Here is a 21,202-nt window from a genome sequence, read left to right as displayed (position 1 = left end):
TCTCCTAATTGAGGAATTGTCGGGCCAGGCCCAGCACCACCGGCGCGACGCCGAGGCACAGGAACGCCGGCAGGAAACACAGTGCGAGCGGCGCGGCCACCGCGACGGCGGCCCGTTGCGCCTTGGCCTCGGCGTCGTCCCGCGCCTCGGCCCTGGTCCGCTGGGCGAGTTCGGCGGTCTGCCGCGCCAGCGCCGCGCCGGACCGCGCGGTCCGCCGGGCAGCCCGCGCGAGCAACGCCGTCTCGGGCCGGTCGAGCGCGGACGCCCAGGCCGTGACCGGGTCCGCCCCCAGCCTGAGCAGCTCCGCGACCTGACCCAGCTCGGTCAGTCCGGCCGCCTGGATCGCCGTGGGCACCGGCAACCCCGCCCGCAGGCACGCGGCCAGCAGGTCCCAGGCCGCGGCCCGTTCGAACGGACCTCCTGGCTCCGGATCCCGTCGCGGCGGGTCGTGGGTCCGGGGCCTGAAGCGATCAATCGATCGCTGAGGCTTCGGCGCCACCAACAGCGCCAGCGCGAGCAGCAGGAACGTCACGGCTCCACCTCCGTGATCCGCTGCGTCCACCAGATCCCGGCTGCCCCGAACACCGCGCCCAGCACCAGCAGGACCTGTCCGGGCACCGTGCCGGTGAGGACGTGCACGGGCCCGGCACCGCTGAGCTCGCCCAGCAACACCCCCATCACCGGAAGCACCGCCAGAACCACCGCGCTGGCCCGCGGCCCGGCCATCCGCGCGTGCACCTGCCGGGCGAACGCCGCCCGTTGGTCGAGGTCGAGCCGCGTGGCGTCCAGCACGTCCGCCAACGCGACCCCGTGCCGCGCCGACACGTGCCACGCCCTGGCCAGCTGTTCCACGGCCTTGCCGAGCAACGGCTGCCGCAACTCCCGCAACGTCCGCTCGACGTCACCACCGAGCCGCGCCGCGGACGCGGCCGCCCGGAGCACCTCCTTGGCTGGCGCCGGGGTGTCCTCCGCCGCGCCTTCGGCGGCCTGCGCCGGATGCGCTCCCGCTCGCAGCTCGTCGATCACGCCACCCAAGCCGCTGCTCAACGCCTCCGCCGCCTGCTGTTGAGCCTTGGTTTTCTTGCGCCGCTTGAGGATTCTCCTCGTGGTGACCGCCAGCACCGCTGCGGCGATCACGCCGCCCACGTCAGCGAGCAGGTAGACGAACCCGGCCCCTGCCGCCACCCAAATGTACTGCGGCACAACGACTTCCCGTTTGTTCTGCGGCCTGAGCCTGCGGATCGGCTCCAGCCTCGGCCACACGATCAACGCTGCCGCGACCAGCAAGAGACTCAGCACAGCGACTCCTTCGCGATCCACCCGTCTTTCTTCGTCCACACAGGACGGACGTGCAGCCCCGGTTCGCGCCCGAACACACCGATCTCGTTGAGGTACCTGCGGTTGTCGTCGCGACGCATGTGCAACACGACCCGCACGGCTGCGGCCACCTGACTGCGCACCGCCTCGGGCGACAACCCGCCCAGCGCGCCCAGCGCTTCGAGCCGCGCCGGCACCTCCGCCGGCGAGTTGGCGTGCAACGTGCCGGCACCGCCTTCGTGCCCGGTGTTCAGCGAGGTGAGCAACTCCCGCACCTCGGCACCCCGCACCTCACCGACGACGATCCGGTCGGGCCTCATTCGCAACGCCTCCCGCACCAACTGCCTGGTGGTGACCTCGCCGGCCCCCTCGACGTTCGCCGGCCGCGCGGTGAGCCGCACGAACTGCGGGTGGTCCGGACTCAGCTCACTCGCGTCCTCGACGCACACGACGCGTTCCGTCGCGGGCACGCACCCGAGCAGCGCGGACAGCAACGACGTCTTGCCCGACCCGGTACCGCCGATCACCAGGAACGCCAGCCGCTGCCGGACCACCGCCCGCAGCGCGTCCGCGATCTCGGCGTCGAAGGTGCCGAGCGCCTGCAACGTCGCGAGGTCGTGTGTCGCCGGCCGAAGCACGCGCAACGACAGGCAGGTCCGGTCCGCGATGGGCGGCAACACCGCGTGCAACCGCACCCCGCTGCCCGGCAACCACCCGTCGACGCACGGCGACGCGTCGTCCAGCCGCCGGCCCGCCGCCACCGCCAGACGTTGCGCGAGGCGCCGGACGGCGTCTTCGTCGGGGAAGGTGATGTTGGTGCGGTGCAGGCCCGTCGTGCCGTCGACCCACACCTGGTCCGGCGCGGTGACCAGCACGTCGGTGGTGCCGGGGTCGTCGAGCAGCGGATCGAGCGGACCGGTGCCGCTGAACTCCTGGCGGAGGACCTGGAGGGCTTCGAGGACGTCGGAGTCGGCCAGGACGCCACCGGCCTCGGAGCGGACGGCGCCGGCCACCACCGCGGCGGTCATCTCCATGTCGCTGCCCGCGAGGCGGTGGCGGACGCGGTCGATCAGGGCGGAGGTCATGTCGCGGCCTCCGGGCGGCGGGCGTGGCGGCCGTAGCTGATCTCGCGGCCGGTGGCGCGGAGCCAGGTTTCCTTGCACCAGATGAGGAAGCGGTTCACTTCGGCTCCTTCTTGAAGATGTAGCGGGGTGGGTAGAGGCGGCGGTAGACGACGAGGTTGCGCAGCATCCGGCACAGGATGCGGAGGAGTGTCACGACGGGACTTCCTTCTATGCGGAGGGAATCGCGCGGTGGGGTGGGCGCGATGAGGGCGGGGTGGAGCGGCTGGCACGGGGAGGTGGGGCGCTAGGTCGAGGGGTGCGACCGAGGTGAGGCGGTGGTGTGGCTCGGGGTGCGGCGGGGTCGGGGCGGAGGGTTGGGGTGGCAGGGGCGCTGGTTGCGGGGGAGGTCGCCGGCCGCTCGGGACGGAGAGCGGGAGGGGACTTTGGGGTCACGGGGGCCGGGTGGAGGGGATGGGCGGAGGAACGGCAGGCGGAGATCGGGCAGCGGGCTGAGGAATGCGGCGGGGTTGAGGCGGAAGGGTTGGGGCGGAGGGGCGGAGAGGTCAGATTGGGTGTGGCGTGAACACTTCCCACGGCGGGTCGTCGGCCCAGGCGAGGAACTCCTCCGCCGTGACGAACTCCGGTGTCGTGGCCGGCTGGCGTGGGTGTGGGAGTGCCGGCTCGGGCTGGAGCAGGGGGACGCAGCCGCAGGCGAAGTGGTCTGGGGGTGTGGGGTCGGTGTCGGTGGTCATGGGCGGAGTTCCTTCAGGACCGCACGGGCCGCCGCGGCCAGTGGACCCTTCGGGTTGTGGGGGAAGCGGCCTCGTTCCAGGGACTGCGCCAGGCCTGGTTCCGGGCGCATCGCCGTCAGCAGGGGGACGCCGATCACCTCGGCCATCTCCGGTGGTTGGAGGTTGCCCGGGGAGGGGCCTCGGACCACCAGGCGGAGGTTGCGGCCGTTGGTCAGGAGGGTGGTGGCCACTCGGCTGGCGGCTGCTGTGGCTCGCACCTCTGCCGGGACCACCAGGACTGTCAGGTCTGTTCGGTCCAGGGCTGCGGAGGCTGCCGCTGTGGGGAAGCGCGGGAGGTCGCAGATCACCGTGCAGCCTGCTCGGCGGCCTGCGTCGAGGACTGCCGCCACTGCTGCGGGTTCCGGGTCCGGGGCGGCTCGGTCGCAGGCCAGGACGCTCAGGTTGCCCGTGGTGGGGAGGGCTGCTCGCAGCGCGGACATCGGGACCCTGCCGCCGGTGGCGTGGACGCCCGGCCAGCGGGCGCCCTCGGCTGACTCGGTGCCCAGGGCCAGGTCTATGCCGCCGCCGAGCGGGTCGCAGTCGACCAGCACTGCTTCGCCGCCCTGGGCGATGGCCTCGCGGCCGCAGGCGATGGCCAGGGTCGAGGCTCCGGCGCCTCCTCGGCCGCCGATGAACGACACCACCCTGCCCCGGTCCGAGGGTGGGCCCTCGCCCAGGTCGGTCAGGGCCGTCACCAGGGAGCGGCCCTCGACCGGGAGTTCCAGAACGCCGTCCGCTCCCAGGGCCACGGCCGGTGCCCACGGCGGGTCGCCTCCGTGGACCACCAGGACTCCGGTGCGGCGCGGCAGGCCCGCGTCCAGGCAGGCGGTGACGGCCGCCGGGTCCAGGAGGACCAGCGGGGCCGTGTGCCACTGGGAGCGCAGGGAGGTGACGTCCGGGGCGCAGGAGAGCGGGCAGTCGGCCGCGGCGGCGACGCGGAGGACCTCGTCGAGGAGGTCCTGGTCCGTGAGCAGGGCGATGGGGTGGGTCATGGGGTCGACGGTGGTCTGTCGTGATGAACGACACAACGCACGAAGATCCAGATGTGGACAGATCGGCGGCTGTGGACAAGTCGCGATCTTGAAAGCCTTGGGAGGCCTGGACTGTCGGACCCTCGTGGGACGCTGAGGGGTTGGGGGCACCACAGCCGCGGCAGAGCGGCAGAGGTCCAGTCGCACCCGCGCGGAAACGGGCTGCGGATATGGGACGACCCCCGCCAGGGGGGAGGGACGGGGGTCGTCAATGGTTCAGTCCCGGGGGGTCGGACTGAACCCGTCCGTCGAACCGGACTCTCCTACTGTATCCCCATGCGCCAGTGCCGCGCGCAACTTCCGCAACAGCCGAGGGCCAAGTTTCGGTAACCGTGCAGCACAAGGGTTTCGTACACGAACGAAATGCCGCCCGAACGGCCTACTGGCGAGTACACCTAAGCTGAGCCCCATGAGCCGGATCGCCGCCTTCTTCGACCTCGACAAGACCGTGATCGCGAAGTCGAGCACGCTGGCGTTCAGCCGACCCTTCTTCCAGGAGGGCCTGATCAACCGCCGCGCGGTCCTGAAAAGCGCATATGCGCAGTTCGTGTTCATGCTCGCCGGCGCGGACGCGGACCAGATGGACCGGATGAGGGCGCACATCACGGCTCTCGCCTCGGGTTGGGACGTCGAGCAGATCCGCAGCATCGTCAACGAGACGCTGCACGACATCGTCGACCCGCTCGTCTACAAAGAAGCGACACAGTTGATCGCCGACCACAAGGCGGAGGGCCACGACGTCGTCATCGTGAGCGCGTCCGGCGAGGAACTCGTCGCCCCCATTGCCCAGATGATCGGGGCGGACTACAGCGTCGGCACCAAAATGGTGGTCCTGGACGGCCGCTACACCGGAGACGTCGAGTTCTACTGCGCCGCGGACAACAAGGCCGTCGCGATCAAGCAACTCGCCGCCGAGCACGGCTACGACCTCGCGAAGAGCTACGCCTACTCGGACAGCGTCACGGACCTGCCGATGCTCGAGGTCGTCGGCCACCCCACGGTCGTGAACCCCGACCGGGGCCTGCGCCGCGTCGCCCTCGAGAAGGACTGGCCGGTGCAGCAGTTCGTCGACCCGGTGAGCCTGCGCGGCCGCATCCCCACCCCGTCGGGCAAGGCGGTGGCGGTCACGGCCATCAGCCTTGGCGCCGTCGCGGCGGCCGGAGCGGCCTGGTACGGCCTGCGCCGCAAGCGCGGCAACAGCTGAAGTCAAGCCCCCGCAACCACAAAGCACCGAGAAGTGACGGGTACCGGCCGGTAGCGGCAACGCCCCGCGCACGTGGTGCCCGCGTGGGTGCACGGCACCGCCCGGCCGGCGGTACCCGAACGCGAACACGCGCTCACAAATCCAGAAACGCCAGTACTTTCCTTACTGAACGTGGCTTGAACGGTGCACCCGTCCGAGCCCTTGCTGTGACCCGGCCCACGCACTTAAATGGGTGGTGCGGACCTCGGGTCGGCCAGGGACCTGGCGAAGAGAAGCCAGAATCCACCCCGGCAGGGCTCCGTGCGCGGACTTCGAGTACCCACGCGCAGCACGCCGCGGGAGGCTTGTCGTCTAGGGCCTGCGTACCGGGACGCCGGACGCCGAGGCCAGGGTTGTACGACTGGAGTTGCACGCTTGGTAACTCGCAAGCCCGCGCTGAAGACGGGGCACCCTTCCGAGGGTGCCCCGTCTGCTTGTTAGGCAGGTCTTTGGCACCACCCGGCACAATGTGCCCCCGTTGACCCACCACGCAGCTGTGAGTAACTTGCGAAATGCGCCAGTTACCTGTGGGAACATCACCGGGAGGCACGGACAAGTGCGGAAAATCGCCGCGTTGACGCTGGTCACAGCCATGGTCGCCCTCACGCCGGTGGCGAGAGCGGACGCCTCTGTGACCACGCTCCGCGGGATGTCGCTGGAACAGAAGGTCGGCCAGCTCTTCGTCACGTACGTCAACGGCCAGGCCGCCGACGTCCCGCACCCCAAGAACCAGACCGACTTCGGCGTGGCCACGGCCGCGGACATGGTGCGCAAGTACCAGCCGGGCGGCGTCATCTACTTCAACAACTCGAGCCGCGACAACATCGACACCCCGAAGCAGATCGCGGAGCTCTCGAACGGCCTGCAGAAGGCCAGCAAGATCCCCCTGCTCATCTCGATCGACCAGGAGATGGGCGTCGTCACGCGGATCGGCCCGCCGGCCACCCAGCTGCCGGGCAACATGGCCCTCGGCGCGGGCCGGAGCACCAAGGACGCCGAGGAGGCCGCCCGCATCACGGGCTCGGAGCTCCGCGCGATGGGCATCAACCAGGACTTCGCGCCGGACGCCGACGTCAACTCGAACCCGGCGAACCCGATCATCGGCGTGCGCAGCTTCTCGAGCGACCCGAAGCTCGCGGCCGACATGACCGCTGCCCAGGTCAGGGGCTACGAGGGCCGCCGCTGGTTCGACATGAGCTCGGTGACCTCGACAGCCAAGCACTTCCCCGGCCACGGTGACACGTCCGAGGACAGCCACACCGCCCTGCCGGTCTCGAACCGCAGCCTCGACCAGTGGCGCCAGATCGACGCGCCGCCGTTCAAGGCCGCCATCGACGCCAAGATCGACTCGATCATGACCGCGCACATCCAGGTGCCGCAGATCGACCCCTCGGGCAACCCGGCCACGCTCAGCCCGAAGATCATCACTGGGCTGCTGCGCGAGGAGCTGAAGTACGACGGCGTGGTCGTCACGGACTCGCTGGAGATGGCAGGTGTGCGCAAGCTGCACTCCGACGCCGAGATCCCGGTGCTGGCCATCAAGGCGGGCGTGGACCAACTGCTGATGCCGCCGAACCTCGGCGGCGCGATCGACAGCGTCGTCAAGGCCGTCCGCAGCGGCGAGATCAGCGAGCAGCGCATCGACCAGAGCGTGCTGCGCATCCTCAAGATGAAGCTGCTGCGCGGCGTCATGCTCACCGCCGAGGTCGACGTGAACAAGGTCGACCAGGTCGTCGGCTCCAACACCCAGCAGGCCCAGGCCATCGCCGACCGTTCCATCACGGTCGTCCGCAACGACGGTCAGGCGCTCCCGCTGAACGCCACCGCTCCCCTGGTCGTCGGGACGAGCGACGCGACCACGTCCGCACTGGCCACGCGCCTCAAGGGCACGAAGTTCGTCACCGGGACGAGCCCCACGGCCGCGCAGATCCAGCAGGCCGTGGCCGCGGCGGCGAACGCGGACAAGATCGTCGTGCTCACCAACAACGCGAGCACCAGGCCCGCCCAGGTCGAGCTGATCAACCAGCTCGTCGCCACCGGCAAGCCCGTGGTCGCGGCCGCCACCGCCAACCCGTACGACGTCGCGCACAGCGGCGCCAAGACGTGGCTCGCCACCTACTCGACCACCACGGTCTCGATGGAGGCGCTGGCCAAGGTCCTGCTCGGCGAGGTCAAGCCGCAGGGCAAGCTCCCGGTCGACGTGCCCGGCCCCACCCCCTACCCGTTCGGCCACGGGGTGACCTGGTGAGAAGGCGGAGCTTCCTCGCGGCAGGCGCCCTGTCCGTCCCCCTCGTCAGCGCGAGCACGGCCACCGCGGCCCCGAAGCTCGCCACCGCTTCCGAGCAGCTCGCCCGGGACGGCTGGCGCAAGCTCAAGGGCCGCAAGGTCGGCGTGCTGACGAACCCGACGGGCATCCTCAAGGACCAGACGCACATCGTCGACTCGATGGTCGCGCACGGCGCGAGGCCGACCGCCGTGTTCGGGCCGGAACACGGCTTCCGAGGCACCGCACAGGCAGGCGGCTCCGAAGGCGACTACGCGGACCCACGCACCGGTATCCCGGTCTACGACACGTACCAGGCCAACCCCGCGAAGATCCGTGCGATGTTCACGAAAGCAGGCGTCGACACGGTCGTGTTCGACATCGCGGACGTAGGCGCGCGCTTCTACACGTACATCTGGTCGCTCTACCAGGCGATGGAAGCGGCGGAGGGCCTGGACTTCATCGTCCTCGACCGCCCGAACCCCATCGGTGGCACGGCGAACGGCCCGCAGCTCGACCCCGCCTACGCCACCTTCGTCGGCCTCAAGCCGATCGTGCAGCAGCACGGCATGACGGTCGGCGAACTCGCCCGCTTCTTCCAGGGCGAGTTCGGCCTCAAGACGGACCTCGAGGTGGTCAACGTCCAGGGCTGGCGCCGTTCCCAGCTCGACACCGGTCTGCCGTGGGTGCCGCCGAGCCCGAACATGCCGACCCAGGACACCGCGCTGGTCTACCCCGGCACGTGCATGTTCGAGGGCACGGTCCTGTCCGAGGGCCGCGGCACCACCCGCCCGTTCGAGACCGTCGGCGCGCCGGGCATCGACTGGCGCTGGGCCGAGGCGCTGAACGCGTCGGGCCTCGACGGCGTGCGGTTCCGCGAGACCTACTTCTCGCCCACGTTCAACAAGTTCCAGGGCAAGACCTGCGGTGGTGTCACCCTGCACGTCACCGACCCGCGGGAGTTCGACGCGATCAAGGCCGCCGTCGCCATGCTGATCACCGCGAAGTCGCTGTACCCGAGCATCTTCGCGTGGCGTCCCGACAACTGGATCGACAAGCTCAGCGGCTCCGACCGGCTGCGCACGATGATCGACGCCGGGGCGCCCCTGGCCGAGGTCGTCGGTGCGTGGCAGCAGGAGCTCCAGCAGTTCCGCCGCACCCGCCTGCCCTACCTGCGCTACCGGTGAGGACGCCATGCTCATCCCTGCCCTGGCCGTCGCGCTCGTGACGACGGCGGCCCCCGGCCACTTCGACCAGCCCCAGGACGGCTTCGCACCGCAGTGGACGACGCTGCGCCAGTCGAACCCGTTCTTCGCGGGCCTCGACCCGGAGCCGATCAACGCGGCCCTTGGCCAGCTCCGCGACTTCACGAAACCCCAGGCCAACGGCAAGCCGCTCTACGCCGGCGCGGTCACGATGTACGTGCACGACGGCAAGATCGTCACGCACGACCGCACCGGTTACGCGGTGCTCTACCAGGACCAGCAGACCCAGCTGCCCGAAGACGAACGCGTCCCGATGCGCAAGGACACGATCTTCGACTTCGCCTCCATCTCCAAGCTCTTCACGTCGATCGCGGTGATCCAGCAGGTCGAACAGGGGCGCGTCGCCATCGACGAACGCGTCGCCACCTACCTGCCCGAGTTCGGCGTGAACGGCAAGGAGAACATCACCGTCAAGCAGCTCCTCACACACACGAGCGGCCTTGAGCCGTTCATCCCCTTGTGGCAGAAGTACCCGGACGTCGCCACACGCATCAAAGCCGTCATGGACGTGAAGCCGAAGTCCACGCCCGGCACCACGTACGTCTACTCCGACCTGAACCTGATCACGCTCGGCGAACTGGTCTTCAAGGTGAGCGGCAAGAAGCTCGACCAGGCGGTCAGGGACGGCATCACCAGGCCGCTCGGCATGAAGGACACCGGCTACAACCCGACCGAGAAGGACCGCACGGCCGCGACGGAGTTCCAGTCCTCACCGCCGCGCGGCATCGTGCGCGGCGAGGTGCACGACGAGAACGCGTGGTCCCTCGGAGGAGTCGCCGGCCACGCCGGTGTGTTCGGCACGGCCAAAGACCTGGCCGTGCTCGGCCAGACGATCCTCAACGGCGGCACCTACGCCGGCCGCCGGATCCTCAGCGAGCACTCCGTCGAGTTGATGCTCACGAACTTCAACCAGCAGTTCCCGGACAACGCCCACGGCCTCGGCTTCGAGCTCGACCAACGCTGGTACATGGGCGCGTTGAGCGGCATGGGAACCGCAGGTCACACGGGGTACACCGGCACGTCGTTCGTGATCGACAAGGCCTCGCGCTCGATCGCGATCCTGCTGACCAACCGCGTGCACCCGAGCCGTGACTGGGGCAGCGTCAACCCGGCCCGCCGCGCCGCCGCCGACGGCCTGGCGAACGCGCTCGCCGTGAAGTCGCACGGAAAGCAGTGGCGTGCAACGACTTCCGGCGGCGCTCTCACCGCGGAACGCCCCGTCGAGGTCTTCGTGGACGTCGACAAGGGCGACAAGCTGACGGTCCAGCACTGGAACGGCACGGACTGGCAGGACGCGCGCACCATCACCACGACCGGACGCCGTTGGGTGCCAACGGAATCCGTGAAGACCAGGTTCGTCTACACCAAGGCAGGCCAGTACAACGGCCGCGGTGTCTACGTGCACGCACGTGGCGACGTCACGGCCGACGGCTGGTCAGTGGCACGCCGCTAGCACCTCGGTGAACAGCGGGAGCGCCCGTGGGAACGCGGGCGCTCCGAAGCTCACCACGATCCCCGTGCGGTCGTCGTCGCTCAGCTCGTGGCGGAACCACGAGAGAGGGCTGAGCTTCATGCCACGCTCACGCGCGGTCTCCACGATCTCCTTTTCATAAGGCGTATCAAGCACTGCGTGCATTCCAGCTGCGATGCCGGACACCGACGCGTACGGCGAAACAGCCTCCACGAGCCGATCCCGCCGCCTCTGGTACTTGAGTCGCATCCGACGCACATGGCTGTCGTAGGCACCGCACGACAAGAAGTCAGCCAACGTCAACTGGTCGAGCATGCTGATGTGCTGCTCGCGGTCGGTCTTCAGTGCCAGCACCGGATCCACGAACCGGTCCGGCAGCACCATCCACGCGATCCGCAACGCCGGCGACAACGCCTTGCTCGACGTGCCCAGGTACACGACGTGCTCGGGATCGAGGCCCTGCACCGCGCCGACGGGTTGCCGGTCGTAGCGGAACTCGCCGTCGTAATCGTCTTCCAGCACAAGGCCGTTCACGCGCCGTGCCCACTCCACGGCCGATGCACGCCGTCGTGGGTGCAACGGACCGCCCAGCGGGAACTGGTGCGCCGGTGTCAACACACACGCACGCACCTCGTCGGGCAACTGCTCGGTGTTCGCGCCGTGGTCGTCCACCGCCAACGGCACCGTGGACGTCCACAGCGACCGGTGGAAGCCCAGCCCGTACTCCTCGACGACGACCGGCGGCTCCAGGAGCCGGTCGAACATCTGAACCGCACCGCCGAACCCCGAGCACACCACGATCCGTTCGGGATCGGCCCGCACCCCGCGCGCCCGCGCCAGGTACTCGGCCAGCGCCGTGCGCAGCTCGATCCGCCCCTGCGGGTCCCCCGGCCCGAACGCGTCCGCGGGTGCTGCCATCAGCGCCCGCCGCGTCGACCGGACCCACTCCGCGCGCGGGAACTCCGTGACGTCCGGCGTCGACACCGTGAGGTCGAACCGCACGTCGTCGGCACGACCACGCCTCGTCACCGGCGCCGGCGGCGCGACCCGTTGCGCGACAACGGTCCCGGACCCCTGACGCGCGGTCAGCCAGCCTTCCGCCACCAGCTCGGCGTAGGCCTCGGCGACGGTGTTGCGCGCGATCCCGAGGTCCGCCGCGAGCGAGCGCGAGGCCGGTAGCCGCGTCCCCGGCGGCAGGCGCGCCGACCGGACCGCTTCGCGCAGCGACGCCGTCAAGCGCTGCCGCAGGCCACCCGGACCGGACAGGTCCAGGTGGAAGTCGAGATTGGCCCACGATTCCACGTGAAGATTGCACCACGCCCCGGGCCAATGCCGGTCATAGATTTCTGGTCATGACGAACCGCATCGACCTCGCCAAGAAGGCCCCGAAGGTCTACCGCGCCATGATCGCCCTCGACGCCGCCGCCCGCGAGGGCCTCGACGAGCAGCTCGCCGAGCTGGTCCGCATCCGCGCCTCACAGCTCAACCACTGCGCCTACTGCCTCAACATGCACACCGTGGACGCACGCAAGGGTGGCGAGACCGAGGCGCGCATCTACCTCCTCAACGCGTGGGAGGAGGCCGGCGACCTCTACACCGAGAAGGAGCAGGCGGCGCTGCGGCTCACCGAGGCCATCACGGTCCTGAGCAGCCACGAGTACGTGAGCGACGAGGTCTACGAACGGGCCGCGCAGCACTTCGGCGAGGAGGAGCTCGCGCAGCTCATCGCGTTGATCTTCACCATCAACGCGTGGAACCGGATCGCCGTGTCGACCCGCAAGAAGCCGGACGTCCACTAGGTCCGCGCCGACAGAGTGACTTTCGGACACAGTCCGTTGACCGTCGCAGTGGCGGTTAGTAAGTTTCCCACGTGTCCACTGAGAGCAGTGCCGAGTCCAGTCCGCTGGTGAAGATCCGGTCGTTGCTGCCGGGTCTCGCGCGCGCCGAGCAGCGCGTCGCGAAGGTGGTGCTGGAGAACCCGGCGACGGTCGCGCACCGCAGCATCACCGAGGTCGCCGAGCAGGCGGGCACCAGCGAGACGACGGTGACGCGGTTCTGCAAGGCCATCGGCGTCGGCGGGTACCCGGAGCTGCGCATCGCGCTCGCCGCGGACACGGCCCGCAGCCAGGCCAGGGCCAACCACGACATGGGTGGCGACATCGGACCGGGCGACGACCTGAGGCAGGTCGTCGGCAAGGTCGCGTTCGCCGATGCCCGCGCCGTCGAGGAGACCGCCGAGCAGCTCGACGTCGAGTCGCTCGACAAGGTCGTCCAAGCGGTCGCGGGCGCCCGTCGCGTGGACGTCTACGGTTTCGGCGCTTCCGCGTTCGTGGCGTTCGACCTGCAGCAGAAGCTGCACCGCATAGGGCTCACGTGCTTCGCGTGGAACGACACGCACATCGCGTTGACGTCGGCCGCCGTGCTGACCGGCGCGGACGTCGCCGTGGGCATCTCGCACACCGGCTCGACCGCGGAGACCGTGGAGGCGCTGCGCGTCGCCCGCGAGACCGGCGCCACGACCGTCGCGCTGACGAACTTCCCGCGGTCGCCCATCACCGAGGTCGCCGACCACGTGCTGACCACGGCCGCGCGCGAGACCACGTTCCGCTCCGGCGCGATGGCGAGCCGCATCGCGCAGCTCACGGTGATCGACTGCCTGTTCATCGGCGTCGCCCAGCACCACGTCGACACGGCGAAGACGGCGCTGGAGGCGACCTACGAGGCGGTGTCCGGCCACCGGCTCGGCGCCAGACCAGACGGCCGGCGCAGGCCGCGGGAGACGACTAAATGATCTCCCCCCGGAACGGTGTGGTGGTGCGTGTGGAATCTCCGACCGAGCAACGGAACCCGCGCACCGCGGACATCGACCGGGTACCCACGATCGACGTGCTGCGCATGATCAACGACGAGGACCGCACGGTTCCCGCCGCGGTCGCGGAGGCGCTGCCGGACCTGGCCAGAGCCGTCGACCTCGGCGTCGCGGCGATCATGTCCGGCGGCCGCGTCCACTACGTCGGCGCCGGCACGTCCGGCCGCCTGGCCACCCTGGACGCGGCGGAACTCGTCCCCACGTTCAACGCCCCGCCCGACTGGTTCGTCGCCCACCACGCAGGGGGTGCGGAAGCCCTCGTCCGCGCCGTCGAAGAGGTGGAGGACCACTCCGGTGCCGCCCAGATCCGCCGCCACGCCACGGCGAAGGACCTGGTCGTGGGCATCGCGGCGTCCGGGCGCACGCCGTTCGTGATCGGCGCGCTGCAGGAGGCGCAAGCGCTTGGCGCCCACACCGTGCTGGTGTCGAACAACGCCTCGGTGCCGTTCACGCCGGACGTCCTGGTCGTGCTCGACACCGGTCCCGAGGCCATCGCCGGGTCCACCCGGATGAAGGCGGGATCGGCCCAGAAGCTCGTCCTGACCTCGTTCTCCACCGCGGTGATGGTCAAGCTCGGCCGCACCTACTCGAACCTGATGGTCAGCATGCGCGCCACCAACGCGAAGCTGCGCGGCCGGACGATCCGGATCCTGCACGAGGCCACCGGCCAGCCCGAGAACGCCTGCGAGCAGGCGCTGGCGGACGCGTCCGGTGACCTCAAGGTGGCGTTGGTGCACCTGTTGTCGGGTGAACCGACCGAACGTGCGGCCGCCGCCCTGGAGGACACCAAGGGCCACGTCCGCAACGCCCTGGACCGGCTAGCCGGCTAGGTCGGGGCCGAAGACCTCGTAGTGGATGTCCGTGACGCCCATCGCGAGCAGCTGGGCCCGCATCGCGCGCAGGAACGGCACCGGCCCGCACAGGTAGGCGGTGGTGTCCGCGGGCACCTCGACGCCGGCGAGGTCGACGTACCCGGTCCGGTCCGCGGGCCACTCCCCGATCGGCCGCTCGTAGAAGACGTGCGCCCGCGCGTCCGCCAGCTTGGCGGTGAGCTGAGCGAGCTCGGCGCGGAACGGGTGCGTGAGCTGGTCGCGGTCGCCGTGCACCGCGATGACCCGCCGGGGCGAGTCGGTGAAGGCCAGCTCGGCGAGCATCGCGATCATCGGTGTGCAGCCGATGCCGGCCGACGCGAGCAGCACCGGGCCGTCGCCGTCCTGCAGCGTGAGGTCCCCGGCGGGCTGGCTGACCAGCACGGTGCCGCCGACCGGCACGTTGTCGTGCAGGTGGTTCGAGACCTCGCCGTCGCGCTTCACCGAGAACAGCAGCGCGTCGTCGGACCGTCCGGACAGGCTGTACTGGCGGATCTGCCGGGCCCCGTCGGCGAGCGGCACCTGCACCGACACGTACTGGCCCGGCTCGCCCGCGCGCACCTGGCCGTCGAGCGGCCTGACCACGAACGTCACCACGTCGTCGGTCTCCTGGAACCGCGCGATCACCCGGTGCTCCTGCTGTCCCTGCGGCAGGAACCGCTCGAGGCCGATCAGCGTGTCGGCCATCAGCCAGTACACCTCGCTCCAGGCCTCGCCGACCTCCGCCGAGACGTCCAGCACCTCGGCGACGGCACCCAGCAGGTGCTTGTGCACCACCGCGTACTGACCGGGCGTGACGCCGACCGACACGTGCTTGTGGGCGATGCGCCGCAGCATCCCGTCGGGCGTCTGCCCGGCGAGCAGCCCGGACGCGAACGCGGCGATCGAACCGGCCAGCGCCTGCGCCTGGGTGCCGTTGGCCTGGTTGCCTCGGTTGAACATGTCGCGCAGCAGCATCGGGTGCTCGGCGAACATGCGCTCGTAGAACAACGCGCTGATCTCGCCGATCGCGGCGCCGACGGCGGGCAGGGTCGCTGCCACGAGTTCGGTGGACTTCGGGGACAACATCGACGTGCTCCTCACTTCTGCCCCAGCGTGAGCAGAACGGGACCGGTGGGATCGGCGACGAGGTCCTCGACGCGCAGTGGATCGAGCGAGGCGTAGAAAGCTTCCTGGGCCCGGCGCAGCGCGTGCCGCAACCGGCAGGCCGCGGCCAACGGGCACGGCACGTCGCCTTCGCAGTCCACGACGTCGCCGACACCCTCCAGCCGGCGCACCAACCCGCCGATCGACCCGGCCCGGCCCTCGGCGGTGAGCGCGAGCCCACCGCCCCGGCCGCGCCGCGCCTCCACGACGCCGAGGTGCTGCAACTGGGCGACGACCTTGGCCGCGTGCGTGTACTGCACGCCCATGACCTCGGCGACGTCCCGAGTGGTCGGGTTCGCCGGGCCGGCGACGGCCAGCCGCATCACGATCCGCAACGCGATGTCGGTGCTCTTGGTCAGCCTCACGGAGCTGACGTTAGCTTAATTGGAATCTCAGATGCATGTTATCCGGGCAACACCGGGCGCCACGGGATCGGCGTCGACAGCACCATTGCGCTGGACGTCTCCCCGTGTGCGGCCAGCCGGACCAGCAGCCGTTCCAACTCCACGATGGACGTGGTGACGACCTTCACCACCGAGCAGATGTCGCCGGTCAGCCGCACGACCTCGACCACCTCGGGCAGGTCGTCGAGCAGTTCGGGGTGCACGGTGATGCACCGGGGGCCGTAGCACTTCATGCGCACCAGCGCGACGACCGGACGTCCGACGACGGTCGGGTCGACCACGGCGCGGTAGCCGGTGATCGCGCCCATGTTCTCCAGCCGCCGGACCCGCTGCGCGACCGTCGGCGGTGAGACGTGGACCCGGCGCGCGAGCTCGTTGTACGACAGGCGCGCATCCTCTTGGAGCGCCTCCAACAGGGCCTTGTCCACCTCGTCCAACATGAACGCAAAGCTACTCGGCGATCTGTTTTGCGATCGGAAGAACTTCGGGGCGAACGCCTTTCGTCGCCCATTCAGGTGACGAGGCCCAGGCAGGACGATTGGGACCATGAGCTGCCCCGTCTCCCCGAAGCTGGATTTCGGCGGCACCACGCCGTACGAGGACTACGTGCACGCGTCGGTGCTGCACACCCTTCAACAGCAGTGGTCCAAAGATCCCCGCGAGATGTCGTTCCTGGTCATCACGCAGGTGATGGAGCTGTACTTCGGCCTGCTCTGCTTCGAGTGGCGCCAGGCCCAGACCGAGCTGCGCGCCGACGACCTGCGCGCCGCCGTCCGCACGCTGCGCCGCTCCGACCTGCACCTCCAGGCCCTCTCCGCCGCGTGGCGGCCGATCGCCCGCATGACGCCCACCGAGTTCAACTCGTTCCGCGACGCACTCGGTGAGGGCTCCGGGTTCCAGAGCGGCATGTACCGCGAGATGGAGTTCCTGCTCGGCGAGAAGTCCCGGTCGATGCTGGTGCCGCACCGCGCGGTGCCCGCGATGCACGACCAGCTGGAGAAGTCGCTCGGCGAGCCGTCGCTCTACGACGACGTGCTGGCCGCGTTGCAGCGCAAGGGTTTCGACATCCCGCAGTCGGTGCTGGACCGCGACCTCACCCAGGCCTACGAGCCGTCGGCCGAGGTTGAGCAGGTGTGGGCGGCGATCTACCGCGGTGACGACCGCGACCTGCTGGAGCTGGGCGAGGCGCTGACCGACATCGCCGAGGAGTTCGCGCGCTGGCGCTACGACCACCTGCTCGCGACCCGTCGTTCGATGGGTTCCAAGGTCGGCACGGGCGGCTCCGCTGGTGTTGCATGGCTGGAGAAGCGCACCCAGCGTGCGGTGTTCCCCGAGCTGTGGACCGCGAGGAGCTACGTGTGAGGCGCGAGCTGTTCGATATCCCCGAAGGCGTCGTCTACCTCGACGGCAACTCCCTGGGCGCGCTGCCGAAGCACGTCGCCGGGCGCATGCAGGAGGTGATCGGTCACCAGTGGGGCACGCGGCTCATCCGGTCGTGGAGCGAGGGCTGGTGGGAGACGCCGCAACGGGTCGGTGACCGCGTCGGCCGGCTGATCGGAGCCGCTCCCGGTCAGGTCGTCGTCGGCGACTCGACGTCGGTCAACGTCTTCAAGGCGTTGATGGGCGCGGTGAAGGGCACCGACCGCACCGAGATCGTGTGCGACGAGTCGACGTTCCCGACCGACGGCTACATCGCGCAGTCCGTGGCCTCGTTGACGGGCATGAAGATCCGGGCCGCGCATCCGTCCTCTTTGGACCTGACCGAGGACACCGCCGTGGTGCTGCTCAACCAGGTCGACTACCGGACCGGCGAGCTGCACGACATGAAGGCGCTCACCGAGCAGGCCCACGCCGCCGGCGCGCAGGTCGTCTGGGACCTCTGCCACAGCGCGGGCGTGCTGCCCATCGAGTTGGACGCCCTCCGGGTCGACTTCGCGATCGGCTGCACCTACAAGTTCCTCAACGGCGGACCGGGCTCGCCCGCGTTCATCTACGTGCCTCACCACAAGCAGGCGAGCTTCGAGAACCCGCTCTCGGGCTGGAACGGCCACCGCGAGCCGTTCGGCATGAAGCCGTCCTACGAACCGGACCCCGGCATCGCGCGCGCACGGGTCGGTACGCCGGACATCCTCTCGATGCTGGCCCTCGACGCGTCACTGGACGTGTGGGACGACGTCGACCTCGTCGAACTGCGCGAGCGCGGGCTCCAGCTCACCGCGCTGTTCCGCGAGCACGTCGAGAAGCTCACGACCCTCGAGGTGATCACGCCCGACAACCGCGGCAACCAGATCTCCGTCCGCTGCCCCGATGCCAGGGCCGTGATGGACGAGCTGATCGCGCGCGGCGTCATCGGCGACCACCGGCCGCCGGACATCCTCCGGTTCGGCTTCGCCCCGCTCTACGTCACCGACGAGGACGCGGTCAGGGCCGCCGAGGTGCTGGCCGAGATCGTCAACTAGCGAGCGCGGCGTCCGCGATGCTGCGAGCCTCGCGGGCGCCCGCCTCCAACGACGAGCACACGAACAGGATCCACTGGGCCAAGCCCTCCAGGGACCCCGACGCGAACGCCACCGACGCGGCCTCGTACTCGGCCGGCCGCCGCAGGCACGCCACCTCCGGCACGCCGAGGCCCTTGGGGTCGAGCCCTGTCGAGATCGACGTCATCCGTGCCGCGGCCCGCGCCACCACGCCGTTGGCGACGTCGAACGGCGCGAGACCGAGCAGTTCGCCGTGCACCACCGCGACGACGATCGGCGCCGGCACGGACGTCCCGCCGGTGACCAGCGACCCGAGCATGTCCAACCGCTGCGAGACGTCCTCGGACACGCGCGGCCGTCCGACGTCGGTGGTCAGGTCGGCGGCGGCGAGGACGTGCAACCGCGCGAGGGCCTGCAACGGCGCGCGCTGCCACGTGGCCACCAGGCCGCCCAACGCCTCCGCGACGCGCAACGAGCCGGCCAGCACCGGGTCCGTGACCTCGCCGGACTCCGGGATCTCGGTCGGACCGCCCTCCAGCGCCGCCGACGCGCGGGCCGCTCGGACGGACGCCTCCGCGGCCGTCGTGGCCCAGCCGCGCAGGTTCACCCGATGGCGGTGCACCTGGAAGACGGCGTCCTTGGCGGCGTTCGCGGCGTCTGCCACGCCGGGCAAGGAAAGCAGCGGAGCGAGAGGATCGGTCACGGTCGCGCAGAGTACCTGACCAGGTGAAACGGGTGACCCAGCTCACTGGACGGACCGTTGAGCGCGCAACTTCGCCCGTTCAACGCGCCACACGTGCCTGGACCAGACAAAACGGGTTACAACGTGACAGCCGTGTAACCGACCTCCCCAAATTGGTCTGAACCTTTTTGGGGAGGAACCTGTTGGAAGTGAACTGGCTCGCACTACGGTCAGTACCCGCATCCCCAACCGGTCTGGACTTTCCAGGAGGTCTCGCACCATGACGCAGTCGCCAGGCCAGGGCAACGCTCTGGACAACCTGCTCACGGAGAGCAGGACGTTCCCGCCTTCCGACGAGTTCGCGGCACAGGCGAACGCACAGCCCGCGCTGTACGAGGAGGCGAAGGCCGACCGCGAGGCGTTCTGGGCGAAGCAGGCGGATCGGTTGCACTGGGACACCAAGTGGGACCAGGTGCTCGACTGGTCGAACGCCCCCTTCGCCAAGTGGTTCGTCGGCGGCAAGCTCAACGTGGCCTACAACTGCGTGGACCGCCACGTCGAGTCCGGCCACGGCGACCAGGTCGCCATCCACTGGGAGGGCGAGCCCGGCGATTCCCGCGCCATCACCTACGCCGAGCTGCAGCGCGAGGTCTCCAAGGCCGCGAACGCGTTGACGTCGCTGGGGATCGGCGCCGAGGACCGCGTCGCGATCTACATGCCGATGGTCCCCGAGGCGATCTTCGCGATGCTCGCGTGCGCCCGCGTCGGCGCGCTGCACAGCGTCGTGTTCGGCGGCTTCTCCGCCGAGGCGCTGCGCACCCGCATCGAGGACTCCTCGTGCCGCCTCGTGATCACGACCGACGGCCAGTACCGCCGCGGCAACCCGGCGCCGCTCAAGCCCGCCGTGGACGAGGCCGTCGCCGGCGCGCCGTCGGTGGAGAAGGTCATCGTCGTCAAGCGCACCGACACCGAGGTCGCGTGGACCGACAAGGACGTCTGGTGGCACGAGCTGGTGGACTCGCAGTCCGACCAGCACACCCCCGAGGCGTTCGACTCGGAGCACCCGCTCTTCATCCTCTACACCTCGGGCACCACGGGGAAGCCGAAGGGCATCCTGCACACGTCCGGCGGCTACCTCACGCAGGCGTCGTACACGCACAACTACGTGTTCGACCTCAAGCCGGACACCGACGTCTACTGGTGCACCGCGGACATCGGCTGGGTCACCGGCCACAGCTACATCGTCTACGGCCCGCTGTCGAACCGCGTGACGCAGGTCGTCTACGAAGGCACGCCGAACACCCCGAACGAGGGCCGGCACTGGGACATCGTGCAGAAGTACGGCGTCTCCATCTACTACACGGCGCCGACGCTGATCCGCACCTTCATGAAGTGGGGCGCGGACATCCCGGCCAAGTACGACCTCTCGACGCTGCGCGTCCTGGGCTCGGTCGGCGAGCCGATCAACCCCGAGGCGTGGATCTGGTACCGCGAGAACGTCGGCGGCGGCAAGGCCCCGATCGTCGACACGTGGTGGCAGACCGAGACCGGCGCGATCATGATCTCGCCGCTGCCCGGCGTCGTCTCGACCAAGCCCGGTTCGGCGCAGCGGCCGCTGCCCGGCATCGGCGCGAAGGTCGTGAACGACGAGGGCGTCGAGGTCGAGCACGGCGGCGGTGGCTACCTGGTGCTGGACGAGCCGTGGCCGTCGATGCTGCGCGGCATCTGGGGCGACGAGGAGCGCTACCGCGACACGTACTGGTCGCGCTTCGGCGAGCAGGGCTTCTACTTCGCCGGTGACGGCGCGAAGTACGACAACGACGGCGACATCTGGCTGCTCGGCCGCGTCGACGACGTGATGAACGTGTCCGGTCACCGCATCTCGACCACCGAGGTCGAGTCGGCGCTCGTCTCGCACCCGACCGTGGCCGAGGCCGCCGTCGTCGGCGCGTCCGACGAGACGACCGGCCAGGGCATCGTGGCGTTCGTGATCCTGCGCGGTGGCGCGGGTGCGGACGCCGGTGGCGCCGAGGCGATCAAGGCGCTGCGCGACCACGTGGCCAAGGAGATCGGCCCGATCGCGAAGCCGCGCCAGATCATGGTCGTGCCGGAGCTGCCGAAGACGCGCTCGGGCAAGATCATGCGCCGCCTGCTGCGCGACGTGGCGGAGAACCGCACGGTCGGCGACGTGACGACGCTGGCCGACTCGTCGGTGATGGACCTGATCTCGGCGGGCCTGCAGTCGGGCAAGTCCGAGGACTGACACTGATCTGCGCAAACGTGACGGGCGTCCTCCTCGGGGGACGCCCG

Annotated in this window: 20 protein-coding genes; 10 read left to right on the top strand and 10 right to left on the bottom strand. The window is 69.9% G+C overall.

Translation table 11 applies throughout. The annotated features are described in order from the left end of the window. Positions 1 to 4: 4 nt before the first annotated feature. From ABZX02_RS37035 to ssd, 5 genes are all read right to left on the bottom strand, one after another. On the bottom strand, positions 5 to 532 hold the full coding sequence (locus ABZX02_RS37035) for a type II secretion system F family protein (protein ID WP_355305585.1): 528 nt from the start codon (positions 530 to 532) through the stop codon (positions 5 to 7). Then, on the bottom strand, positions 529 to 1,299 hold the full coding sequence (locus ABZX02_RS37030) for a type II secretion system F family protein (RefSeq protein ID WP_355305583.1): 771 nt from the start codon (positions 1,297 to 1,299) through the stop codon (positions 529 to 531). The genes ABZX02_RS37035 and ABZX02_RS37030 overlap by 4 nt, the downstream gene beginning before the upstream one ends. After that, the gene (locus ABZX02_RS37025; RefSeq protein ID WP_355305581.1) at positions 1,293 to 2,402 is read right to left on the bottom strand and encodes a TadA family conjugal transfer-associated ATPase; all 1,110 of its coding nucleotides are present in this window, start codon (positions 2,400 to 2,402) and stop codon (positions 1,293 to 1,295) included. Before ABZX02_RS37025 ends, ABZX02_RS37030 begins: the two co-directional genes overlap by 7 nt. 542 nt (positions 2,403 to 2,944) lie before the next feature. Then, positions 2,945 to 3,133 carry a hypothetical protein gene (locus ABZX02_RS37020; RefSeq protein ID WP_355305579.1) on the bottom strand — a complete coding sequence of 63 codons (189 nt, stop codon included), beginning with the start codon at positions 3,131 to 3,133 and terminating at the stop codon, positions 2,945 to 2,947. After that, complete coding sequence (gene ssd / locus ABZX02_RS37015) at positions 3,130 to 4,164, bottom strand: septum site-determining protein Ssd (RefSeq protein WP_355305577.1); 1,035 nt, start codon at positions 4,162 to 4,164, stop codon at positions 3,130 to 3,132. Before ssd ends, ABZX02_RS37020 begins: the two co-directional genes overlap by 4 nt. Before the next feature lie 448 nt (positions 4,165 to 4,612). On the opposite strand from ssd, the gene ABZX02_RS37010 reads away from it, so the two are divergent. The 4 genes from ABZX02_RS37010 (at position 4,613) to ABZX02_RS36995 (ending at position 10,427) form a co-directional block, all read left to right on the top strand. Continuing rightward, positions 4,613 to 5,407 (top strand): HAD-IB family hydrolase, encoded by a 795-nt coding sequence (locus tag ABZX02_RS37010; RefSeq protein WP_355305575.1) that lies wholly within the window; start codon positions 4,613 to 4,615, stop codon positions 5,405 to 5,407. Between the two features lie 688 nt (positions 5,408 to 6,095). Beyond that, positions 6,096 to 7,694: a glycoside hydrolase family 3 N-terminal domain-containing protein gene (locus tag ABZX02_RS37005; protein ID WP_355305573.1), complete on the top strand. Its 1,599-nt coding sequence runs from the start codon at positions 6,096 to 6,098 to the stop codon at positions 7,692 to 7,694. Further along, positions 7,691 to 8,896 carry a DUF1343 domain-containing protein gene (locus tag ABZX02_RS37000; RefSeq protein ID WP_355305571.1) on the top strand — a complete coding sequence of 402 codons (1,206 nt, stop codon included), beginning with the start codon at positions 7,691 to 7,693 and terminating at the stop codon, positions 8,894 to 8,896. Before ABZX02_RS37005 ends, ABZX02_RS37000 begins: the two co-directional genes overlap by 4 nt. A 7-nt stretch (positions 8,897 to 8,903) precedes the next feature. Continuing rightward, on the top strand, positions 8,904 to 10,427 hold the full coding sequence (locus ABZX02_RS36995) for a serine hydrolase domain-containing protein (RefSeq protein WP_355305569.1): 1,524 nt from the start codon (positions 8,904 to 8,906) through the stop codon (positions 10,425 to 10,427). On the opposite strand, the gene ABZX02_RS36990 is transcribed toward ABZX02_RS36995, so the two are convergent. Continuing rightward, complete coding sequence (locus ABZX02_RS36990) at positions 10,410 to 11,747, bottom strand: PLP-dependent aminotransferase family protein (protein ID WP_355305567.1); 1,338 nt, start codon at positions 11,745 to 11,747, stop codon at positions 10,410 to 10,412. The genes ABZX02_RS36995 and ABZX02_RS36990 overlap by 18 nt on opposite strands. A gap of 50 nt (positions 11,748 to 11,797) precedes the next feature. Here ABZX02_RS36990 and ABZX02_RS36985 point away from each other — a divergent pair, with 50 nt between their 5' ends. The 3 genes from ABZX02_RS36985 to ABZX02_RS36975 all read left to right on the top strand — a co-directional run bounded on the left by ABZX02_RS36985 (position 11,798) and on the right by ABZX02_RS36975 (position 14,144). Next, positions 11,798 to 12,244 carry a carboxymuconolactone decarboxylase family protein gene (locus ABZX02_RS36985; protein WP_355305565.1) on the top strand — a complete coding sequence of 149 codons (447 nt, stop codon included), beginning with the start codon at positions 11,798 to 11,800 and terminating at the stop codon, positions 12,242 to 12,244. A gap of 71 nt (positions 12,245 to 12,315) precedes the next feature. Further along, a complete protein-coding gene (locus ABZX02_RS36980) occupies positions 12,316 to 13,236 on the top strand; it encodes a MurR/RpiR family transcriptional regulator (RefSeq protein WP_355305563.1) in 921 nt (306 codons plus the stop codon). Further along, on the top strand, positions 13,233 to 14,144 hold the full coding sequence (locus ABZX02_RS36975; RefSeq protein WP_355305562.1) for an N-acetylmuramic acid 6-phosphate etherase: 912 nt from the start codon (positions 13,233 to 13,235) through the stop codon (positions 14,142 to 14,144). Before ABZX02_RS36980 ends, ABZX02_RS36975 begins: the two co-directional genes overlap by 4 nt. Here the strand turns inward: ABZX02_RS36975 and ABZX02_RS36970 are convergent. From ABZX02_RS36970 to ABZX02_RS36960, 3 genes are read right to left on the bottom strand one after another with little or no spacing between them, the layout of a single operon-like run. Further along, the gene (locus ABZX02_RS36970) at positions 14,133 to 15,251 is read right to left on the bottom strand and encodes a globin domain-containing protein (RefSeq protein ID WP_355305560.1); all 1,119 of its coding nucleotides are present in this window, start codon (positions 15,249 to 15,251) and stop codon (positions 14,133 to 14,135) included. The two genes, ABZX02_RS36975 and ABZX02_RS36970, sit on opposite strands and share 12 nt — an antisense overlap. An 11-nt stretch (positions 15,252 to 15,262) precedes the next feature. Beyond that, complete coding sequence (locus ABZX02_RS36965; protein ID WP_355305558.1) at positions 15,263 to 15,694, bottom strand: Rrf2 family transcriptional regulator; 432 nt, start codon at positions 15,692 to 15,694, stop codon at positions 15,263 to 15,265. Between the two features lie 38 nt (positions 15,695 to 15,732). Beyond that, the gene (locus ABZX02_RS36960; protein WP_211257779.1) at positions 15,733 to 16,173 is read right to left on the bottom strand and encodes an Lrp/AsnC family transcriptional regulator; all 441 of its coding nucleotides are present in this window, start codon (positions 16,171 to 16,173) and stop codon (positions 15,733 to 15,735) included. A 106-nt stretch (positions 16,174 to 16,279) separates the two neighbouring features. On the opposite strand from ABZX02_RS36960, the gene ABZX02_RS36955 reads away from it, so the two are divergent. After that, positions 16,280 to 17,095: a tryptophan 2,3-dioxygenase family protein gene (locus ABZX02_RS36955; RefSeq protein ID WP_355305556.1), complete on the top strand. Its 816-nt coding sequence runs from the start codon at positions 16,280 to 16,282 to the stop codon at positions 17,093 to 17,095. Beyond that, positions 17,092 to 18,192: a kynureninase gene (gene kynU, locus ABZX02_RS36950; protein WP_355305554.1), complete on the top strand. Its 1,101-nt coding sequence runs from the start codon at positions 17,092 to 17,094 to the stop codon at positions 18,190 to 18,192. The genes ABZX02_RS36955 and kynU overlap by 4 nt, the downstream gene beginning before the upstream one ends. On the opposite strand, the gene ABZX02_RS36945 is transcribed toward kynU, so the two are convergent. Then, positions 18,185 to 18,913: an oxidoreductase gene (locus ABZX02_RS36945; protein ID WP_355305552.1), complete on the bottom strand. Its 729-nt coding sequence runs from the start codon at positions 18,911 to 18,913 to the stop codon at positions 18,185 to 18,187. The genes kynU and ABZX02_RS36945 overlap by 8 nt on opposite strands. Positions 18,914 to 19,172: 259 nt before the next feature. Between ABZX02_RS36945 and acs the strand changes: the two genes are divergently transcribed. After that, on the top strand, positions 19,173 to 21,155 hold the full coding sequence (gene acs / locus ABZX02_RS36940) for an acetate--CoA ligase (RefSeq protein WP_355305550.1): 1,983 nt from the start codon (positions 19,173 to 19,175) through the stop codon (positions 21,153 to 21,155). The last annotated feature ends 47 nt before the right edge of the window (positions 21,156 to 21,202 follow it).

It is taken from the genome of Lentzea sp. NPDC003310, assembly GCF_040610935.1.
In the GTDB taxonomy this organism is placed as follows: domain Bacteria; phylum Actinomycetota; class Actinomycetes; order Mycobacteriales; family Pseudonocardiaceae; genus Lentzea.
The sequence above is the reverse complement of the archived record's forward strand: the minus strand, read 5'-3'. Positions and strand labels throughout refer to the sequence as shown.

Bases quoted from the DNA above. Each gene is read 5' to 3' on its own strand.
- ABZX02_RS37005 (WP_355305573.1), top strand. From the start codon at position 6,096: ATGTCGCTGGAACAGAAGGTCGGCCAGCTCTTCGTCACGTACGTCAAC.
- ABZX02_RS36995 (WP_355305569.1), top strand. From the start codon at position 8,904: ATGCTCATCCCTGCCCTGGCCGTCGCGCTCGTGACGACGGCGGCCCCC.
- ABZX02_RS36985 (WP_355305565.1), top strand. From the start codon at position 11,798: ATGACGAACCGCATCGACCTCGCCAAGAAGGCCCCGAAGGTCTACCGC.
- ABZX02_RS36955 (WP_355305556.1), top strand. From the start codon at position 16,280: ATGAGCTGCCCCGTCTCCCCGAAGCTGGATTTCGGCGGCACCACGCCG.
- acs (WP_355305550.1), top strand. From the start codon at position 19,173: ATGACGCAGTCGCCAGGCCAGGGCAACGCTCTGGACAACCTGCTCACG.
- ABZX02_RS37010 (WP_355305575.1), top strand. From the start codon at position 4,613: ATGAGCCGGATCGCCGCCTTCTTCGACCTCGACAAGACCGTGATCGCG.
- ABZX02_RS36960 (WP_211257779.1), bottom strand. From the start codon at position 16,173: ATGTTGGACGAGGTGGACAAGGCCCTGTTGGAGGCGCTCCAAGAGGAT.
- ssd (WP_355305577.1), bottom strand. From the start codon at position 4,164: ATGACCCACCCCATCGCCCTGCTCACGGACCAGGACCTCCTCGACGAG.
- ABZX02_RS36970 (WP_355305560.1), bottom strand. From the start codon at position 15,251: ATGTTGTCCCCGAAGTCCACCGAACTCGTGGCAGCGACCCTGCCCGCC.
- ABZX02_RS36975 (WP_355305562.1), top strand. From the start codon at position 13,233: ATGATCTCCCCCCGGAACGGTGTGGTGGTGCGTGTGGAATCTCCGACC.
- ABZX02_RS37025 (WP_355305581.1), bottom strand. From the start codon at position 2,402: ATGACCTCCGCCCTGATCGACCGCGTCCGCCACCGCCTCGCGGGCAGC.
- ABZX02_RS37020 (WP_355305579.1), bottom strand. From the start codon at position 3,133: ATGACCACCGACACCGACCCCACACCCCCAGACCACTTCGCCTGCGGC.